The organism is Carnobacterium inhibens subsp. inhibens DSM 13024, from assembly GCF_000746825.1.
GTDB lineage: Bacteria > Bacillota > Bacilli > Lactobacillales > Carnobacteriaceae > Carnobacterium_B > Carnobacterium_B inhibens.
Window position 1 is genome coordinate 1,855,582 of the sequence record NZ_JQIV01000006.1, and the last position, 18,450, is coordinate 1,874,031.

General features: G+C 35.4%; 19 protein-coding genes. 18 read left to right on the forward strand and 1 reads right to left on the reverse strand.

Going from position 1 to position 18,450, the window contains the following annotated elements; all coding sequences use genetic code 11:
• Positions 1–15 precede the first annotated feature (15 nt).
• From BR65_RS10075 to BR65_RS10085, 3 genes are read left to right on the forward strand one after another with little or no spacing between them, the layout of a single operon-like run.
• Positions 16–840 (forward strand): transporter substrate-binding domain-containing protein, encoded by an 825-nt coding sequence (locus BR65_RS10075; protein ID WP_023176604.1) that lies wholly within the window; start codon positions 16–18, stop codon positions 838–840.
• Entirely contained in the window at positions 840–1,550 is a 711-nt protein-coding gene (locus BR65_RS10080; protein WP_023176606.1) for an amino acid ABC transporter permease, read from the forward strand. Before BR65_RS10075 ends, BR65_RS10080 begins: the two co-directional genes overlap by 1 nt.
• On the forward strand, positions 1,547–2,206 hold the full coding sequence (locus BR65_RS10085; protein WP_211251490.1) for an amino acid ABC transporter permease: 660 nt from the start codon (positions 1,547–1,549) through the stop codon (positions 2,204–2,206). The genes BR65_RS10080 and BR65_RS10085 overlap by 4 nt, the downstream gene beginning before the upstream one ends.
• A gap of 92 nt (positions 2,207–2,298) precedes the next feature.
• Here BR65_RS10085 and BR65_RS10090 read toward each other — a convergent pair whose 3' ends face one another.
• Positions 2,299–3,153, reverse strand: coding sequence for a DUF72 domain-containing protein (locus BR65_RS10090; protein ID WP_023176609.1), 855 nt, complete (start codon positions 3,151–3,153; stop codon positions 2,299–2,301).
• Between the two features lie 214 nt (positions 3,154–3,367).
• Between BR65_RS10090 and BR65_RS10095 the strand changes: the two genes are divergently transcribed.
• The 15 genes from BR65_RS10095 (at position 3,368) to BR65_RS10165 (ending at position 18,328) form a co-directional block, all read left to right on the forward strand.
• Positions 3,368–4,207: a Cof-type HAD-IIB family hydrolase gene (locus BR65_RS10095; protein WP_023176611.1), complete on the forward strand. Its 840-nt coding sequence runs from the start codon at positions 3,368–3,370 to the stop codon at positions 4,205–4,207.
• 231 nt (positions 4,208–4,438) lie between these two features.
• Positions 4,439–6,466: a methionine--tRNA ligase gene (metG, locus tag BR65_RS10100; RefSeq protein ID WP_034538060.1), complete on the forward strand. Its 2,028-nt coding sequence runs from the start codon at positions 4,439–4,441 to the stop codon at positions 6,464–6,466.
• An 80-nt stretch (positions 6,467–6,546) separates the two neighbouring features.
• Positions 6,547–7,314, forward strand: a complete 768-nt coding sequence (locus tag BR65_RS10105; RefSeq protein ID WP_023176614.1) for a TatD family hydrolase — start codon at positions 6,547–6,549, stop codon at positions 7,312–7,314.
• Positions 7,314–7,883: a ribonuclease M5 gene (rnmV, locus tag BR65_RS10110; protein WP_023176616.1), complete on the forward strand. Its 570-nt coding sequence runs from the start codon at positions 7,314–7,316 to the stop codon at positions 7,881–7,883. Before BR65_RS10105 ends, rnmV begins: the two co-directional genes overlap by 1 nt.
• A complete protein-coding gene (rsmA, locus tag BR65_RS10115; protein ID WP_023176617.1) occupies positions 7,870–8,763 on the forward strand; it encodes a 16S rRNA (adenine(1518)-N(6)/adenine(1519)-N(6))-dimethyltransferase RsmA in 894 nt (297 codons plus the stop codon). Before rnmV ends, rsmA begins: the two co-directional genes overlap by 14 nt.
• A 157-nt stretch (positions 8,764–8,920) precedes the next feature.
• Positions 8,921–9,178 carry a Veg family protein gene (locus BR65_RS10120; protein WP_023176619.1) on the forward strand — a complete coding sequence of 86 codons (258 nt, stop codon included), beginning with the start codon at positions 8,921–8,923 and terminating at the stop codon, positions 9,176–9,178.
• A 104-nt stretch (positions 9,179–9,282) separates the two neighbouring features.
• Positions 9,283–9,678 carry a VOC family protein gene (locus BR65_RS10125; protein ID WP_034538781.1) on the forward strand — a complete coding sequence of 132 codons (396 nt, stop codon included), beginning with the start codon at positions 9,283–9,285 and terminating at the stop codon, positions 9,676–9,678.
• Positions 9,679–10,035: 357 nt separating this feature from the next.
• Positions 10,036–10,887 (forward strand): 4-(cytidine 5'-diphospho)-2-C-methyl-D-erythritol kinase, encoded by an 852-nt coding sequence (ispE, locus tag BR65_RS10130; protein ID WP_023176622.1) that lies wholly within the window; start codon positions 10,036–10,038, stop codon positions 10,885–10,887.
• Positions 10,888–11,277: 390 nt separating this feature from the next.
• Positions 11,278–12,219 (forward strand): metal ABC transporter substrate-binding protein, encoded by a 942-nt coding sequence (locus tag BR65_RS10135; protein WP_023176624.1) that lies wholly within the window; start codon positions 11,278–11,280, stop codon positions 12,217–12,219.
• A gap of 59 nt (positions 12,220–12,278) precedes the next feature.
• Positions 12,279–12,986: a metal ABC transporter ATP-binding protein gene (locus tag BR65_RS10140; protein ID WP_023176626.1), complete on the forward strand. Its 708-nt coding sequence runs from the start codon at positions 12,279–12,281 to the stop codon at positions 12,984–12,986.
• Entirely contained in the window at positions 12,932–13,762 is an 831-nt protein-coding gene (locus tag BR65_RS10145) for a metal ABC transporter permease (RefSeq protein ID WP_034538062.1), read from the forward strand. The genes BR65_RS10140 and BR65_RS10145 overlap by 55 nt, the downstream gene beginning before the upstream one ends.
• A 263-nt stretch (positions 13,763–14,025) precedes the next feature.
• Complete coding sequence (gene purR / locus BR65_RS10150) at positions 14,026–14,844, forward strand: pur operon repressor (protein WP_023176629.1); 819 nt, start codon at positions 14,026–14,028, stop codon at positions 14,842–14,844.
• Positions 14,845–15,247: 403 nt separating this feature from the next.
• Positions 15,248–16,615, forward strand: a complete 1,368-nt coding sequence (gene glmU / locus BR65_RS10155) for a bifunctional UDP-N-acetylglucosamine diphosphorylase/glucosamine-1-phosphate N-acetyltransferase GlmU (protein WP_023176631.1) — start codon at positions 15,248–15,250, stop codon at positions 16,613–16,615.
• A gap of 105 nt (positions 16,616–16,720) precedes the next feature.
• The gene (locus BR65_RS10160) at positions 16,721–17,710 is read left to right on the forward strand and encodes a ribose-phosphate diphosphokinase (RefSeq protein ID WP_023176632.1); all 990 of its coding nucleotides are present in this window, start codon (positions 16,721–16,723) and stop codon (positions 17,708–17,710) included.
• Positions 17,711–17,896: 186 nt separating this feature from the next.
• Positions 17,897–18,328 carry a NusG domain II-containing protein gene (locus BR65_RS10165; protein WP_023176634.1) on the forward strand — a complete coding sequence of 144 codons (432 nt, stop codon included), beginning with the start codon at positions 17,897–17,899 and terminating at the stop codon, positions 18,326–18,328.
• The last annotated feature ends 122 nt before the right edge of the window (positions 18,329–18,450 follow it).

Genomic DNA, 18,450 nt, shown 5'->3' on the forward strand with positions numbered 1-18,450 from the left:
TTAGGAGGAAAAGGAATGAAAAAGAGAAACTTATTAGCAACAGTAATTTTATCTAGTGTATTATTTTTAGGGGCTTGTTCGTCAGATGATGGTTCAACAACAGAGGCGGAAACGGCAAAAAAATCAGATCAAGTAACGATTGAAGCCATTAAAGAAGCAGGCGTTTTAAAAGTAGGAGTTAAAGAAGATGTTCCGAATTTTGGTTTGAAGAATACAGATACAGGGGAGATAGAAGGATTCGAAATCGATATTGCTAAAAAATTAGCTGAAGAGATTTTAGGTGATCCAGATGCTATTGAATTGACACCTGTTACGGCTAAAACACGTGGTCCATTGTTGGACAATGGAGAAGTAGATATGATTATTGCTACTTTTACAGTAACAGAAGAACGTAAAGAGACTTATAACTTCACAGATGCTTATTATGAAGATGCAGTAGGTTTATTGGTTAAAAAAGATAAAAATTATGAAGGATTAAAAGACATGGATGGAGCAACTATTGGTGTATCGCAAAGTTCTACCACAGCTGAAGCCATTACAGCAGAAGCTGAACAATATGATATAACAGTAGACTTTTCAGAATACGCAACTTATCCAGAAATCAAAGCAGCCTTGGATTCAGGCCGTGTAGACGCATTTAGTGTAGACAGATCTATTTTGGCTGGTTATTTAGACGATTCAACTGAGATTTTATCCGATCGTTTTGCCACTCAAGATTATGGTATTGCAACTAAGAAGACAAATACGGAATTAGCAGAGTATGTAAATGAGTTGATTACTACATGGGGTGAAGACGGAACTCTTGACGGATTAGTTTCAGAGTGGGGATTGAGTGAATAATGAAAAGTACAAATCCATTCGCACTTTGGAGATGGGAGGACCTTTTTCAAAACTTCGATAATTTTAGTTCTGGATTTTTACGAACGCTCCAAGTGGCTATATTAGCATTGGCATTGTCTCTAATCATAGGGGTGATTATTGGGATTCTATCAACTGCTCATAATGGTGTCTTGCGTGCGATTGCACGAGTATATGTCGAAATTTTTCAAAATATCCCTCTTGTCATCCAAATATTCTTTATGTATAACGGATTAGCTATGGCTGGTTTGGTCTTGAGTGAATTTACTATAGGAGTAGTAGGTGTCGGTTTGTATCATGGGGCTTATATCGGAGAAGTAGTACGTGCAGGTATTTTATCTGTTCCTAAAGGCCAACAAGAAGCCGCGTATTCTCAAGGATTTGGATACACACAAACGATGCGCTACATTATATTGCCGCAGATGGTGAAAAGTATATTACCTCCATTAACGAACCAAGCGGTTAATCTAATAAAAAACACTTCCGTTTTAGCGATTATTGCTGGGGCAGACTTAATGTATGCAGCTGATTCTTATGCTTCTTATTCTTTGAATTACGGACCACCTTATGTATTTGCAGGGTTACTATACTTTTTACTTTGTTTCCCATTGGCTACGTTCTCAAGGAAATATGAAGAGAAATTAAAGAAAAATGATTCCGTTGTGGTGGATATTCCGGAGGTGATGGAATGATCGAATCCATGAAAAATGTGTTTACACCCGCTAATGTATTATTTTTATTAGATGGATTAAAGACTAGTTTACTAATCTCTTTATGTGTAGTGATCCTGTCCATCCTATTTGGAACATTATTAGGATTAGTCAGAAATTATGAAAACAAATTTTTTGGAAAATTAGCTAGTTTTTATATTGAACTTTTTCGCAATACGCCGTTGCTTTTATGGATGCTGGGATGTGCATTTCTGATTCCGGGAAGTACGATTTTAGTAAAAGGTTCATTAGCTTTATTTTTATATACAGCTGCGGTAGTAGCAGAAATTGTACGTGGAGGATTAAACGTTATACCAAAAGGCCAATTTGAAGCAGCTCATTCTCAAGGGTTTTCTTTTTTTCAATCGTTAATGTATATTATTCTGCCTCAAACATTCAAAAAAATTATTCCTTCTTTGCTATCGCAAGTGATTACAACCATTAAGGATACTTCTTTTCTTGCTGGATTAGGCATAATGGAATTTACCCGAAGTGGACAAGTCATTTTAGGAAAAGTAACAAAAACTTCTGAAGTCTTTTTGATTTATGGCTTCCTAGCATTGGTTTATTTCATTATCTGTTTTTTGCTTTCTGTTTTAGTCAGAAATTGGCATAACAGAAATTCGGAAAACGTGTAGATGCACAATTCTTCAGTCGAAAAAAATAGGACATGCTCTTTATTGCTAAGAGTATGTTCTATTTTTGTTCTACGTTCATAAAAGAAAAGAGGCTACAGATCATCCTCAAATAGATTCAGTTCTGTTTGTTGCGGAGCAAGGTGATCAAAGTCGAGATGCAATTTCTTTTGCAATTGCTTGGCATTTGCTGCAGCGTGCCCTCCAGAGTTGTTGTTAAAGATAACAGCCACTTCTTTAGAGTCTTTTTCTAATTGACGAATAATGGATACAAATTCGTCTAGTTCGGAGGAGCTGTAATCATAAAGGGTTCTTTTTTTTCGCCAATCCGGCCCACTTGAATCTAACCAACCTTCATAATTCCGGCCATGTAATCGAAATAGGGTTAATGCTGTATTTGTACCTATACTAATTAATGGCACACTATTTCCGGGAGTTTTTGGTTGATCAACAACAGTATGAATAAAATTTTCTTCAGCTAGAAACGTTAATGTGTTTTCTTTGTTAGTGTCGCTGTACCAACTTGCATGACGAAATTCAATAGCCACAGGCAAATCTTTCATAAAATGTCGCACTTTTCTTAAATACTGAACATGCTCTTTTGTGCAATCAAAAAAAGGCGGAAATTGAAATAGAAAAGCTTTAATGCGATCGCTTGAGATCATAGGCTCGAAAACAGCGATGTAATGCTCAAACATCTGTTGTTCAGTTGGGAAAAACTTCAACCAGTCCTTATGTTGTGACATAGCTTGAAATGCTTTTGGAATAAATTGAAAAGTAGGAGGTGTTTTTTCAATCCAAGATAAAATATTCTTATCCGGTGGAATAGCGTAGAAGCTAGTGTCTAATTCTACAAAAGGAAAATGAGAACTATAATCTTCCAGCCGTTTTGATGGGCGGATAGTCAGCAAATCGTGATCAGACCATCCCGTTAAACCGATAGAGATCATCAGAAATCCTTCTTTCTTTAGTTTAGAATAACTAGCCTTATTGTACAGCAACCGTTATGATGAAAGAAAGTAGAAACATCTTAATAGACAATCGATAAATTCACGATGAAATAGTAACTATATAAATTGTTTCACGCGAAACATTCTGATTTAATAATGCTATTAGAATAAATATGAATACGCTTAAATAAAAATCGTTAGAGGAGCCTTTAAAATGTATAAATTAGTTTTTTTTGATATTGACGGAACATTATTGACCGATCGGAAAAAAATTCCTGCTTCAGCTAAACAAGCTATTCAAGATTTAAAAAAGAATGGCATTATGCCTGTCATTGCAACGGGAAGAGCACCATTTAGAATCGATGAAATTTTGAAAGACTTAGATATTCAAACACATATTACATTAAATGGTCAGTACGTGGTACATGAAGGGAAAACAATTTTTCAGAATCCTTTATCAGAGGATTCGGTCAAGCGATTAGCGGTTGCTGCAGAAGTAAATAAACAACGGATAGCTTTTTGCGGGAGTGATGAAATATTGGGAACTTCAATGGTTACTTTTGGTCAGAAAGGTTTATTGAAAAAAATGATCCAACGTGTTCCGATAGCTCCACCTAAAAAAGTCATGCAATTGATTACACGATATGTAGGATCGTCTAAAAAAATGAAGCCTATTTTGCCACATTATTATGAAAATCGTATTATTTATCAATGCATCATTCATACCACAGAAGAATATGATGATTATTACCAAGAAGCTTTTCCGGATTGTCACTTTACGAGATGGAATCCTTACTCAGTAGATGTTATTTCAAAAGGAATGTCTAAAGCAGTAGGTATCCAAAAATTAATTGACCACATGGGTATTGGAATAAATGAAACGGTGGCATTTGGAGACGGGTTGAACGATATTGAAATGTTGCAAGCAGTGGATATGGGAATCGCCATGGAAAGCGGACGCAGGGAGTTAAAAGAAATTGCTGATGATATCACAGCCTCTCCAGAAAATAATGGTATTTTAAAAGGGTTGCAGAAATTGGATTTACTGCCTTAAAAAGCACTTGAAGAAGAGAGAGAAACTTTGTTTAAGATGAAAGAAAACAATAGGATTATCCTATTTTCAGTAGCTTTCTGTGGTATACTATTTCAGAAAGCTTTTGAGAAGAATTAATTTAAATAAAAAAGCAACCTACTCATTTGTTGTCTAAACGTACCTTCTTTTCTAAGAGAATGTTTACTAGATGGTTAGAATGAAGTAGTTAAACCTACTAAGGAGGCACCTAAAGTGGCTGAGAAAAAAACATTTTATATTACAACACCCATTTATTATCCAAGTGGAAAACTGCATATTGGAAATGCCTATTCTACGATTGCATGTGACGTTATGGCACGTTACAAAAGAATGCAAGACTTTGATGTTTTTTACTTAACAGGTAGTGATGAACATGGTCAAAAAATCGAAAATAAAGCACAAGAATTAGCTATTACCCCTCAAGAGTATGTGGATCAAATGGCTGAAGGTATGCAAAGTCTATGGAAACTGTTAGAAATTAGCAACGATAAATTTATTCGAACAACAGATCCTGTACATGAAAAAATTGTAGCAGATATTTTCGAACGCTTTTTAGCGCAAGGAGATATTTATTTAGACGAATATGAAGGCTGGTATTCTGTGCCGGATGAAACATTCTATACAGAAACACAGTTAGTAGATATCGAAAGAGATGCTCAAGGAAAGATCATTGGTGGAAAGTCACCTGACAGCGGGCATCCAGTAGAATTGATCAAAGAAGAATCTTACTTCTTCAGAATGAGTAAATATGCGGATCGATTATTAGCTTACTACAATGAACACCCAGACTTTATTCAGCCTGAATCGCGTAAAAATGAAATGATCAATAACTTTATTAAGCCAGGTTTAGAAGATCTAGCAGTTTCTCGTACGACATTTACTTGGGGCGTTAAAGTACCAAGCAATCCTAAACACGTTATTTATGTATGGATCGATGCACTTGCAAACTACATTACTGCACTTGGTTACGGTACAGATGACACGTCTTTATTTGATAAGTTCTGGCCTGCAGATGTGCATATGGTTGGGAAAGAAATCGTTCGTTTCCATACTATTTATTGGCCAATCATGTTAATGGCATTAGATTTACCATTGCCTAAAAAAATATTTGGCCACGGATGGTTGTTAATGAAAGATGGCAAAATGTCTAAATCAAAAGGGAACGTGGTTTACCCAGAAATGCTAGTAGAACAATACGGTTTAGATGCTTTACGCTATTATTTGATGCGTGAAGTGACTTTTGGAAGCGACGGTGTTTTCACTCCAGAAGACTTTGTTTCTCGTGTAAATTACGATTTAGCAAATGACTTAGGAAACTTGTTGAACCGTACGATTGCGATGATCAATAAGTATTTTGATGGAAAAGTTCCAGACTATACAGGAAATGTTACGGAATTTGATGCTGTTCTAAAAGAAACAGCAGAAAAAGTTTGTGCTGATTATCAAAACGAAATGGAAAATATGCAATTTAGTAGCGCGTTAAGCCATGTTTGGGTATTGATTTCGCGTGCAAACAAATACATTGATGAAACAGCGCCATGGAAATTAGCAAAAGAAGCAGATAAAACAGCAGAATTGTCTAGTGTTATGGTTCATTTAGCAGAAACTCTTCGTATTTCAGCTATTCTATTGCAACCATTCTTGACTCATGCACCTAAAGAAATATTTACTCAATTAGGTGTCGAAGGAGAATTTGCTGGAAGTTGGTCAACGGTTCAATTTGGATTATTCCCTGCCAATACTACAGTCATTAAAAAAGGCACACCTATTTTCCCTCGATTGGATATAGATGTAGAAGTAGCTTATATCAAAGAACAAATGGCTGGTACTTCTGATGAGCCGACACAAGAAGCTGAAGCAGAAGAAACGGAATGGGATCCATCAGAAACAACTTTAGTTTCAACAAAAGAAAAACAAATTAAATATGAAGATTTTGATAAAGTAGAATTAAAAGTGGCTGAAGTGATCGATTGCCAAAAAGTAGAAGGAGCAGATAAACTTTTGAAATTCCGTTTAGATGCAGGCGACGAAGGTCATCGCCAAATTCTTTCAGGTATTGCAGAATGGTATCCTGATCCAGAAGCTTTAATTGGTAAAAAAGTTATGATCGTCGCTAACTTGAAACCGCGTAAAATGCGTGGAGAAGTCAGCCAAGGAATGATTCTGTCTGCTGAAAAGGATGGAAAACTTCAAATTATTGAAGCGCCGCTTGAAGCACCAAACGGTTCTGAAATTGCTTAAAACCTTATAAAACGATATACCCTGCTGGAAACCCATTTAGCAGGGTGTTTCTGTTAAAGAAGAAAAGAAAGGATGTTAGGATGTTATTTGATACGCATACGCATGTGAATGCAGAGGAATTTGATAATGAAGTTCCAGAAACAGTACAACGTGCAATCGAAAACGACGTTACTAGAATGGCTGTTGTTGGTTTTGATACTGAAACGATTGAAAAATCGTTAGCTTTAAATAAACAATATGAAGAAATTTATAGCATTATTGGTTGGCACCCGACAGAAAGTTACTTATATACGGAAGAGATTGAAGAAAAGCTGTATCACCAATTGCAGTTGCCAAAAGTAGTGGCTATGGGAGAGATGGGACTAGATTACCATTGGGACACTTCTCCAAAAGATGTCCAAAAAGATGTATTTCATAGACAGATCCAAATCGCAAAAGAATTAAAGCTGCCCATCAGTATTCACATGAGAGACTCTATCGAGGATACTTATGAACTGATGAAAAAAGAACATGTTGAAGATGTTGGCGGAATTATGCACAGTTTTAGTGGAGATATATTATGGATGGAACGGTTCTTAGATTTAGGCATGCACATCTCTGTAAGTGGCGTCATTACCTTTAAAAATGCTCCTGAAGTAAGAGAAGTAGCTAAAGCCGCTCCTTTTGATAAACTATTGATTGAAACAGATGCTCCTTATTTAGCGCCAATGCCTTATAGAGGAAAGCGAAACGAACCAGCATACGTTAAATTTGTAGCAGAAGAAGTGGCGAAACAAAGAGGCATGAGTTACGAAGAAGTAGCTAAACAAACGATGCAAAATGCTAATCGCTTATTTAGGTTAGTCTAATGGAGAAAATAAAAGAAATTATTGTTGTTGAAGGACGAGACGATACGAGGCGTATAGTAGAATCCGTAGAAGCAGATACGATTGAAACGAATGGATCGGCTATCGATGAAGAAACCCTCTTATTGATAAAAAAAGCTCATGAAACAAGAGGTGTTATTGTGTTTACGGATCCTGATTTCCCGGGTGAAAAAATCCGCAAGATCATTGCTCAAGCTGTTCCAGGAGTGAAACATGCATTTTTAACAAAAGATGAAGCCAGATCAAAAGGAAAAGGTAGTTTAGGTATTGAGCATGCTTCACCAGAAGCAATACGAGCTGCATTGGCGAAATGCTATACAGAGACCATAGCTAAAGAATCATTAGTTTCACAAGAATTGTTAATGGATGCCGGATTGATCATGGGACCAAATGCACGAAAGAGACGAACAAAATTGGGAGAAAGACTCAATATTGGTTACACTAACGGAAAACAACTTCAAAAGAGATTGCAAATGTTTCAAATCTCTCCGGAAGAAGTTATAAAAGTGATGCAGCAAATTTTGGAGGAAGAAAAACATGACAAATCATAAAGATATAGCAACGCCGTCAAGAACAAAAGAAATAATGGAAAAATATGGTTTTTCAGTAAAGAAAAGTTTAGGTCAGAACTTTATTGTGGATCCTAATATTTTAAGCAATATAGTAGCGGCTTCTGATATCGATAAAAATACGAATGTCATTGAAGTTGGTCCCGGGATAGGAGCTTTAACCGAACACCTTGCAAGAGTAAGTAAGGAAGTCATTGCTTTTGAAATAGACGACCGTTTATTGCCGGTGTTAAAAGACACTCTAAGTCCTTATGATAATATTTCTATTGTTCATAGTGATGTATTGAAAGTCAATTTACAACAAACGTTACCAGAATTGATCGATTTAGATGAACCTTTAGTTGTTGTAGCTAATTTGCCTTACTATATTACAACGCCTATTATTATGCATTTCTTAGAAACCCCTGTTCGAATCGATGGGTTAACGATTATGATGCAAAAGGAAGTAGCTGAACGGATAACAGCTGCTCCTGGAAGCAAAGCATACGGATCATTATCTATTGCTATTCAATATTACATGGAAGCAGAAGTTGCTTTTATTGTCCCTAAGACAGTCTTTATACCGCAGCCAAATGTTGATTCTGCTATTATCAAATTAACAAGAAGAGCGACACCAAGTGTAACGGTCAAGAATGAAAAGTCCTTTTTTACATTAGTTCGTTCGGCTTTTGTGCAAAGACGTAAAACGCTTTGGAACAATTTGTTGATTAGATATGGTAAAGAAGATGAAATCAGAGAAAAATTAACACAAGCATTAGAAACAGCGAATATTGATCCAAAACGTCGTGGGGAAACATTAAGCTTGGAAGAATTTGCTCGTTTGTCGGATGCTATTGATGAAATTGTATTAGAAAAAGATTAATTTTAAAATGATTTCACTCAAAAATTCAGTTGTTTCAAGGATTTGTAAAATCTGATATATGAGAGAATTATTATTTGTGCGAAAGGTTTTCTTGTGGTATACTTGTAAAATTTTGTGAAGTATGTTATAATGGCATCAGACGAGTGAGGTGAATCTGATGCCAAGTACATTAGCAGACATTAAAGAAAGCTTAGATGATCATTTAGGTAAAAAGATTATGTTGACCGCGCAAGCTGGTCGTAAGAAAAAAACCGAACGCAAAGGTATTTTAGCAGACACATATCATTCCGTGTTTGTGGTTGAGCTAGACCAAGATGAAAATGCATTTGAACGTGTCTCATATAGTTACACAGATGTTTTAACTCAATCTGTAGAAATTGAATTTATTGAAGAAGAAAATTGGCAATTCGCATAAAACTAAAATAGAAATCATTTTGACGAGCTAATATAAGCTCGTTTTTTTGTACAAATAAATGAATAAGTAGAATCATAAGTTTTTTTGGAGGGGTGTTCTTGGGAATGGGAACTATTCATCACATAGAATTAAATGTTTCAAATTTAAAAAAATCAGTAGCATTTTGGGGCTGGTTTTTAGAGGACTTAGGGTATCAAGCTTTTCAAACTTGGGATGAAGGAAGAAGCTGGAAAAGAGATGAAACTTATATTGTGTTTGTCCAAACGAAAGAGAAATTTCTTTCTGAAGGTTACCATAGAGGACATACAGGGTTGAATCACTTAGCGTTTCAAGCAAGTTCTAAAGAGCAAGTAGACAGCTTAACAAAAAAACTACAAGAAAAAGGTATTGAAATTCTTTATAAAAAACGTCATCCGTTTGCCGGCGGAGAGCAGCATTATGCCGTTTTTTTTGAAGATCCCGACAGAATCAAAGTTGAATTAGTAGCTCCTTTTACATAAAGAGAAAAAGAGAGTGAGACAAAAAGCGTTTAGACCCGAATCACTGGAACGAATAAGCGCAGTATGGTCATCGACCATCGAGCATTGTTCGCGAAGTGGACGTCGGGTCTGCCTTTTTGGAGCACGTTTTAGAATAAATATTCGTATACAAATAAGAGGCTGGGATTTTGTCCCAGCCTCTTTTTTTAGAAAAAAATACGCCATTTAACTTTAATAGTGCTAGTCAGAAGTCATTAATTTCTTGTTAATTTATAATATTTAAGTTAAATTATACCTTTCTTGCTTTTCAAATCTTTTTTTTTAAGCTAGTATGTTTTACAGACAATCAAAAAATAAAGAGGAAAGGAGTGAAGAGAAATGGAGGTAATAGAAAAGGCTCCCGCTAAAATTAATTTGTGTTTAGATGTTTTGCATAAAAGAGATGATGGTTACCATGAAATGGAGATGGTAATGACTTCAGTTGATTTGGCAGATCGCATAGTGTTAAAAACAATTGAAGAAAATCAGATCGTTATTCATTCAAATAATGGTTTTTTACCATTAGATCAACGAAATCATGCCTATAAAGCTGCAAAACTTTTTAAAGATACGTATCATATTGAAAAAGGCGTGGATATTACGATTGAAAAGAATATTCCTATTGCTGCTGGTTTAGCTGGCGGTAGCAGTGATGCGGCTGCTACTTTGAGAGGGCTCAATCGATTATGGCAGTTAAATTTAAGTAATGATGAATTAGCCTTAATTGGAGAAAAAATAGGTTCAGATGTTCCTTACTGTATTTATGGCGGAACGGCCTATGCAACAGGTAGAGGAGAGAAAATTCAACAAATTGATGCGATTCCCCAATGCTGGGTAGTACTTGTTAAGCCTAAAAAAGGTATTTCTACTTGGACCGTTTTCGAGAATCTTTCATTTGAGCAAATTACTCATCCAGAAACAGAAAATATGCTGACAGCTATTCAAGAAAATGATTATAGTCAAATGGTAGAGAATACTGGTAATGCTTTGGAGCCTATTTCTGCTGTAAAACAACCGGATATCAAACGAATTAAAAGAAAGATGCTCCAATTTGGTGCAGATGCTGCTTTGATGAGTGGAAGTGGACCAACTATTTATGCTTTATGTAAGAAATATTCTAAGGCACAGCGCGTATATAATGGATTAAAAGGATTTTGTAATGAAGTTTACTTGGTACGAACGTTAAAGTAGATTGAAAATTTATAAAAGTAGAGGCTGAGACAAAAGTCCAGCCTCTTTGCTATTTCTAAATGATTATTTTAGAACGTTCTCCAAAAATCAAAATCGATGAATATTATCTTCATGAACCATGCTTAATGGTGTGAGACATTACTTCCTGCGTTGGTTCGCTCCAGTTACCGTAGTTGCTTTAAGGATAGGGTATATAAGAGACGATTCGGATCTAAATGTATTTTGTTCCACTACTACCTTTTATGTTCTATTTTTCTCTTGACGCACAAAGTAGATAGTGATAAGCTACATAAGGAATTTTAAATCGTAATCATTACTGTTTAAAGAATAGAGAGAATTAAAATAAATTATAAATTAACCAGTAACATTAATTGTAAGGAGGATATTCACTTGACGAACAGAACTAAGAGATTAAGTTTGGTTTCATTGTTGACAATACTAGTATTGATAACAATAGGATGTAGCGATCAAAAGAGTAGTCAATCAGACTCAGATAAATTACAAGTGGTAACAACTTTCTATCCTATGTATGATTTCACTAAAAATGTTGCTGGAGATAAAGCAGATGTGACATTATTATTAGAAGCAGGAACGGATACGCATGGTTATGAACCAAGTGCAAAAGAAGTTGCAGCTATTTCGGATGCAGATGTATTTGTTTATAACAGTGAGGAAATGGAAATATGGGTCACAAGTGTCTTAGAAAGTATAAATACTGAAAATACAGTTATCGTCAATGCCAGTGAAGGCATTTCTTTATTGGAATCTGAAGGAGAACATGACGAACATGAGTCAGACGACCATCAACATGATGTGGATCCACATATCTGGTTAGATCCAGTTCTTGCTCAAGAAGAAGTCAATAATATTAAAGATGGTTTGATTGCTGCAGATTCAGAAAACGAAGAAGCGTATCAAACGAATGCAACAGAGTACAATGGAAAATTAGAGGCGTTAAATCAAGAGTTTGAACAAGCCTTTAAAGATACTGCGAAACGAGTTTTTGTGACGCAACATGCGGCGTTTGCTTATTTAGCAGACAGATATGAATTAGAACAAGTCTCAATTGCTGGGATTTCAACTGAAGAAGAACCTAGTCCAGCTAAACTTGCTGAATTACAAGATTATATAAAAGAAAATGACATTAAGTACATCTATTATGCCGAAACCTCTTCTAATAAAATTGCCGAAACGCTTGCTAATGAGTCCGGCGTAGAGTTGGAAATTTTGAACCCGATAGAAGGGATCACAGAAGAAAACCAAGAAAAAGGACTAGATTATATCCAATCTATGAAAGATAATCTAGCTGCTCTAAAAAAAAGTATTTATTAATCCAATTATGAGTTTAGTCGTATGACTTATTCCATAGGTGAAAGAAAGAAGGGGCATCAATGCATTACATTGAAGTGAAAGATTTATCTTTTTATTATGATGAAGAACCTGTGTTAGAAAATATTTCCTTTACAGTCGATCCTGGAGAATTTGTTATGATGACTGGCGAGAATGGGGCTGCAAAATCAACTTTGTTACGCAATGTTCTAGGTTTACTTAAACCAACTAAAGGAATGGTCAATCTATCAGCTGTAAACAGAAGAAATGAACCATTATCTATCGGGTATATCCCGCAACAAGTGGCGTCTTTTAATACTGGTTTCCCTAGCACAGTATTGGAGTTGGTTCGATCTGGTCGTTTCCAAAGAGGGAAATGGTTTAAACGATTAGATGCTGAAGACCATGAACATGTTGAACGTGCGTTAAAATCAGTAGGTATGTGGGATTTGCGTCATAAAAAAATCGGTGAGCTTTCTGGTGGACAGAAACAACGGATTTCACTAGCTCGTATTTTTGCTACAGACCCAGATTTATTTGTTTTAGATGAACCTACTACTGGTATGGATCTAGAGTCCAGAACCGATTTTTATGAATTACTCAAACACAATAGTGAATTTCATGGCAAAGGTATCTTGATGGTAACGCATGATCATGATGACATTAAAAACTATGCAGATAGACATATTCAGCTCATTCGAAAGGAGGATTCCCCATGGAGATGTTTTTCTATGGATTCATGCAGCGAGCATTCCAAGCTGCATTCTTAATTGCCATTATTGCGCCTATTCTCGGGTTATTTTTAGTTCTTAGAAGGCAATCATTGATGGCAGACACATTGTCACATATTTCTTTAGCGGGAATTGCATTAGGGTTGTTTTTAAATGTGAACCCAACCTTCATGACGTTGATTGTAGTAGTGATTGCTGCTGTGATCATTGAATATTTGCGAACGCTGTATAAATCTTATTCTGAGATTTCAATTGCTATTTTAATGTCTGCTGGAATGTCAATAGCACTGGTTCTTATGAGTTTAAGTAGTGGTGGTTCTACGTCTACGATTCAACAATACTTATTTGGTTCAATTGTTACGATCAGTCAACAACAAATTTACTTATTAGCAGCTTTGTTTGTGATTATTGTAGGATTGTTTTTAGTTTTTCGTAGACCAATGTATGTGCTGACATTTGATGAAGATACTGCTTTTACAGCTGGTTTGCCGGCACAATTAATGTCTATACTCTTTAATGTGATTACTGGAGTGACTATTGCAGTTATTATGCCAATTGCTGGAGCTTTGCTTGTATCGGCTATTATGATTTTGCCAGCAGCGATTGCTATGCGAATAAGTAAAAGCTTTTATTGGGTCATTTTTGTTGGAATTATTGTAGGAATTATAGGTATGTTTACAGGATTGACCGTTTCATATCAATGGGGTACTCCTCCAGGTGCAACAATCACCTTGGCATTTATTGCGATTTTTATTCTTACGACAGTATTAACAAAAATTATTCAACGAAAAAAATATCGAAAAAGTCGAGTTTAAAAAAGCTGGAAAAAATAGTGAGTTAGATGATAAGCAAAGGAGCCGTGATGGATAATCACCGGCTCCTTTACTTATGCAGTAATCTTAAAAAGCGAATACGAAGGTTCGTGTTTTTTTTTATGAGAAATCATTAATAAAAACGAACGATTTTATAATATTTGGTAAAAAGCTACCTTTTTATATGTAAAACGCGTATAATGATGTTTGACAGATTGGCTGCCCTGAAAAAATGAGAAAAGAAAACCATAGGAGAGGTGAAAATAATGAAAATAAAAAGAAGTGAACGCTTGATTGATATCACACGTTATATGTTGGAAAGACCGCATACTCTAGTTCCGCTTACCTATTTTGCTAATCGTTATGATTCTGCTAAATCCTCTATAAGTGAAGATTTAAGTATTGTAAAAAAAACGTTTAGAGAACGTGGGACTGGAACATTAGAAACCGTTCCGGGAGCTGCAGGAGGGGTTCGTTACATACCTGAAATCGCGAAAGATGAAGCTGAAGAATTTGCGAAAGAGATGTGTGAACGTTTATCTGAATCAGATCGGTTATTGCCAGGTGGATATGTATACTTATCAGATCTATTAGGGCAACCTAGTGTATTGCGTCAAGTAGGAAAAATTATTGCAACAAAATATTTGGAACAACCGATTGATGCTGTTATGACAGTAGCCACAAAAGGTGTGCCAATTGCTCAAGCAGTATCGACTTACTTAAATGTTCCATTTGTTATTGTACGAAGAGATTCTAAAATAACAGAAGGTTCGACTGTAAGCGTCAATTATGTTTCTGGATCTTCGGACCGGGTTGAAAAAATGGAATTATCTAAACGCAGCTTAAAACGAGGATCTCGTGTGTTAATCGTAGATGACTTCATGAAAGGCGGCGGTACCGTTAACGGTATGAAGAGCTTGATTGAAGAATTTGAGGCAGAGCTAGTAGGAATTACTGTATTTGCAGAATCAACATTTAGCGGCAATCGAATGGTTGATGATTATACGTCATTGCTATGTGTAGATGAAGTGAATATTCGTGAAAAAACGATTCATGTACAACCAGGTAATTACTTTACAAAGTAAAAATGAAAACAAAAAAATGAGGCCCTAGACTTAATAGCATTATCCTATCTCCAATACGGTTAATTCCGAAAGGATCAGATTATACCAATTTGAGTAAACAAGAATAATAGCTTGTATTGTAAAAGTAGTTTAGTTTACGATATAGAGGTAGGGACAATTTTTGAATAATAGAGGAATTAAAAGATGGGGTTGGAAATTTTCCAGCTCCATCTTTTAATCTATCTAGTTAAATAAAATTAAAAGTTAAACACTTTATCCAACATTAACTAGTATTATGGGTTGAAAACTCGCTATGTATAAGCTATCATAAAATGGGAAACCTATGTACTTAAGAGGAAAAATTAGTGAAATCTACTTAAAGCCAAATAAAATAAAAGAGACGAAAAAGATAGGAGTTTATAAAATGCCACAACGTTATGCAGTGATATTAGCAGCAGGACAAGGTTCAAGAATGAAATCAAAATTGTATAAAGTATTGCATCCAGTTGCAGGTAAACCAATGGTTGGCCATGTAGTCAGCCAAGTTGAAGCTGTAGGTGCAGATAAAATCGTGACAATCGTTGGAGTAGGTGCTGAAAAAGTAAAAGATTATCTTGGTTCTCGTTCTGAATATGCGATTCAATCGGAGCAGTTAGGAACAGGACATGCTGTGATCCAAGCTGAAGAACTTTTAAAAGATAAAGAAGGCACAACGTTGGTTATTTGTGGAGATACTCCGCTTTTAACAGCTGAAACATTGGCACATTTATTTGATAACCACCAAGAACAAGGAGCAAAAGCAACAATTTTAACAGCTCATGCTGAAAATCCTACTGGTTATGGGCGAGTGATTCGTAATGAATTAGGAAATGTTGAAAAAATAGTTGAACAAAAAGATGCTAGTCCAGAAGAAATACAAGTACAAGAAATCAACACTGGAACGTATTGTTTTGACAATCAGTTATTATTCGAAGCTCTTAAACAAGTTGGAAATAATAACGCACAAGGTGAATACTATTTACCTGATGTAATTGAAATATTAAAAAAACAAGAGCATGTTGTTTCTGCTTATAAAATGGACAATGAAGAAGAAGCTCTTGGTGTGAACGACCGTGTAGCTTTAGCTCAAGCTACAAAATTGATGAGAGACCGTATTAATACAACACATATGCAAAATGGGGTTACCTTTATTGATCCTGCTACAACTTACATTGATAGTGAAGTAATTATTGGTTCGGATACTCTTGTTGAAGCAGGCGTTAGTCTTAAAGGGACTACTATCATTGGAGAAGATTGCTTTATTGGTGCAAACTCTGAAATTTCGAACAGTAAAATTGGCAATCAAGTTCGCGTCACAAGTTCGTCTATTGAAGATTCTGAAATGGCTGACAACAGCAATATTGGACCCTATAGTCATTTGCGTCCAAACAGTAGTGTGGGAAATTCTGTCCATATTGGAAACTTTGTCGAAATCAAAAATGCGACCATTGATGAAAATACTAAAGTAGGGCATTTAACATACATTGGAGATGCTGATTTAGGGAAAAATATTAATGTAGGATGCGGGACTGTTTTAGTTAATTATGATGGGAAAAATAAACATCGTACAACTATTGGGGACAATGTATTTGTAGGTTGTAACGCCAATTTAGTTGCTCCACTTAAAATAGAAGAGAATGTTTACATTGCTGCTGGATCAACAATTACTAAAGATGTTCCTACTGAGTCTCTTGCCATTGCAAGAGCTCGTCAAGAGAATAAAGCGAACTATTTTGATCGGTTGCCACATTAAAAATCGAATATAAATTGGTGAAATACTTGATTTTCAGTAAAAAAGTGACTACTATTAATATGATATGAAGTAAATAATTTGTAATTAAAGAAAGTGGAGGTCACTATGTCAGAACAGTATTTTGATCCAAAGTTAAAGATTTTTGCGTTAAACTCAAATAAACCATTAGCAGAAAAAATCGCTAAATCGGTAGGAGTAGAATTAGGAAAACTATCTGTGGATCAATTCAGCGACGGAGAAATTAGAATCAATATTGAAGAAAGCATTCGTGGAGCACATGTTTATATCATCCAATCAACATCTAGCCCCGTAAATGACAACTTAATGGAACTATTGATTATGATCGATGCTTTAAAACGTGCAAGTGCAGCAACAGTTAATATTGTTATGCCTTACTATGGTTATGCAAGACAAGACCGCAAAGCTCGTTCTAGAGAACCCATTACTGCAAAACTTGTTGCTAATATGATTACAGCTGCTGGAGCAGATCGTATGCTGACATTAGACCTACATGCTGCTCAAATCCAAGGCTTTTTCAATATGCCTGTTGACCACTTGGTAGGTGCCCCTCTTTTAGCAAATTATTTCTTAACTCAAGAAATTGTTACTGAAGAAGAAGATGTAGTTGTTGTTTCACCAGATCACGGTGGCGTAACACGTGCGCGCAAATTAGCGGAGTTCCTAAAAGCTCCAATTGCTATTATTGACAAACGTCGTCCTAAAGCAAATGTAGCAGAAGTTATGAACATTATTGGCAACGTAGAAGGCAAAAAATGTATCTTGATCGACGATATGATCGATACTGCAGGAACTATTACTTTAGCTGCCCAAGCTCTTTCTGAAGCGGGTGCTACTGAAGTTTATGCTTGCTGTACACACCCTGTTCTATCAGGTCCAGCTATCGATAGAATTCAAAACTCAGTAATCAAACAATTGATTGTTACAGATTCAATTTTCCTTCCGGAAGATAAAAAAATTGATAAAATTGTTGAAGTAAGTGTCAGCAATTTAATGGGTAACGCAATTACGCGTATCCATGAAAATAAATCAGTTAGTCCATTATTTGAAAGAAAATATACGGACGTAATAAAATAATTTAATTTATTATACGATCAAGCGAATTAAAAAATGTGATAAGAAAAAGGAAAACTTTCTTATCGCATTTTTTTGTTGCAATAGATGAACGACACGAGTAATCATCTTGCTGTCTAAATCAAAGATTGTTATACTTAACGCATTAGCTTCCTAGTAGAAAAATGGGAGAAATGGAGTCAAAAGACAATGAAAAAATTTAAAAATCAATTAGAATTGGTTCGTCCTTTTGATGGTATTATTGTTATTTTATTATTATTAGGATCTTTTATACCACTTATTATTTTTGGTTATTCTACTAAAAATATAGATGAAGATAGTTCTATTTATGCTGTCGTTATCATTGATGGAGAACCGGTTAAAGAAATAGAACTATCAGAAGATACATCCCATGAGACGTTTACTTTCTACCCATCAGAAGGGCAATATAATATTATTGAAGTTGATGGGACAAAAATTCGCAATAAAGAAGACAACAGTCCAGATCAAATAGCGGTGAAGACGGGTTGGATCAGTAAACCTGGTGAAACAGCTATTTGTTTGCCGCATAAATTAATTATTGAAGTGAAAGCCACGGATTCTTCAAAAGAAACAGATGATGATGTGATTATTCCACTTTAACGAAAATGGTTCACAACGACTAGATAATAGTCGTTGTGAACTATTTTTTATGCATTTAAAAAGTTTTTATGTATATTAACTGTATATAATTAAGTTTAACTGTATTAATTTGCAATTTAATG

What these genes read in the sequence shown, in the direction of transcription:
- BR65_RS10075 (WP_023176604.1), top strand. Translation starts at nt 16, where the DNA reads ATGAAAAAGAGAAACTTATTAGCAACAGTAATTTTATCTAGTGTATTA.
- BR65_RS10080 (WP_023176606.1), top strand. Translation starts at nt 840, where the DNA reads ATGAAAAGTACAAATCCATTCGCACTTTGGAGATGGGAGGACCTTTTT.
- BR65_RS10085 (WP_211251490.1), top strand. Translation starts at nt 1,547, where the DNA reads ATGATCGAATCCATGAAAAATGTGTTTACACCCGCTAATGTATTATTT.
- BR65_RS10090 (WP_023176609.1), bottom strand. Translation starts at nt 3,153, where the DNA reads ATGATCTCTATCGGTTTAACGGGATGGTCTGATCACGATTTGCTGACT.
- BR65_RS10095 (WP_023176611.1), top strand. Translation starts at nt 3,368, where the DNA reads ATGTATAAATTAGTTTTTTTTGATATTGACGGAACATTATTGACCGAT.
- BR65_RS10105 (WP_023176614.1), top strand. Translation starts at nt 6,547, where the DNA reads ATGTTATTTGATACGCATACGCATGTGAATGCAGAGGAATTTGATAAT.
- rnmV (WP_023176616.1), top strand. Translation starts at nt 7,314, where the DNA reads ATGGAGAAAATAAAAGAAATTATTGTTGTTGAAGGACGAGACGATACG.
- rsmA (WP_023176617.1), top strand. Translation starts at nt 7,870, where the DNA reads ATGACAAATCATAAAGATATAGCAACGCCGTCAAGAACAAAAGAAATA.
- BR65_RS10120 (WP_023176619.1), top strand. Translation starts at nt 8,921, where the DNA reads ATGCCAAGTACATTAGCAGACATTAAAGAAAGCTTAGATGATCATTTA.
- BR65_RS10125 (WP_034538781.1), top strand. Translation starts at nt 9,283, where the DNA reads ATGGGAACTATTCATCACATAGAATTAAATGTTTCAAATTTAAAAAAA.
- ispE (WP_023176622.1), top strand. Translation starts at nt 10,036, where the DNA reads ATGGAGGTAATAGAAAAGGCTCCCGCTAAAATTAATTTGTGTTTAGAT.
- BR65_RS10140 (WP_023176626.1), top strand. Translation starts at nt 12,279, where the DNA reads ATGCATTACATTGAAGTGAAAGATTTATCTTTTTATTATGATGAAGAA.
- BR65_RS10145 (WP_034538062.1), top strand. Translation starts at nt 12,932, where the DNA reads ATGGAGATGTTTTTCTATGGATTCATGCAGCGAGCATTCCAAGCTGCA.
- purR (WP_023176629.1), top strand. Translation starts at nt 14,026, where the DNA reads ATGAAAATAAAAAGAAGTGAACGCTTGATTGATATCACACGTTATATG.
- glmU (WP_023176631.1), top strand. Translation starts at nt 15,248, where the DNA reads ATGCCACAACGTTATGCAGTGATATTAGCAGCAGGACAAGGTTCAAGA.
- BR65_RS10160 (WP_023176632.1), top strand. Translation starts at nt 16,721, where the DNA reads ATGTCAGAACAGTATTTTGATCCAAAGTTAAAGATTTTTGCGTTAAAC.
- BR65_RS10165 (WP_023176634.1), top strand. Translation starts at nt 17,897, where the DNA reads ATGAAAAAATTTAAAAATCAATTAGAATTGGTTCGTCCTTTTGATGGT.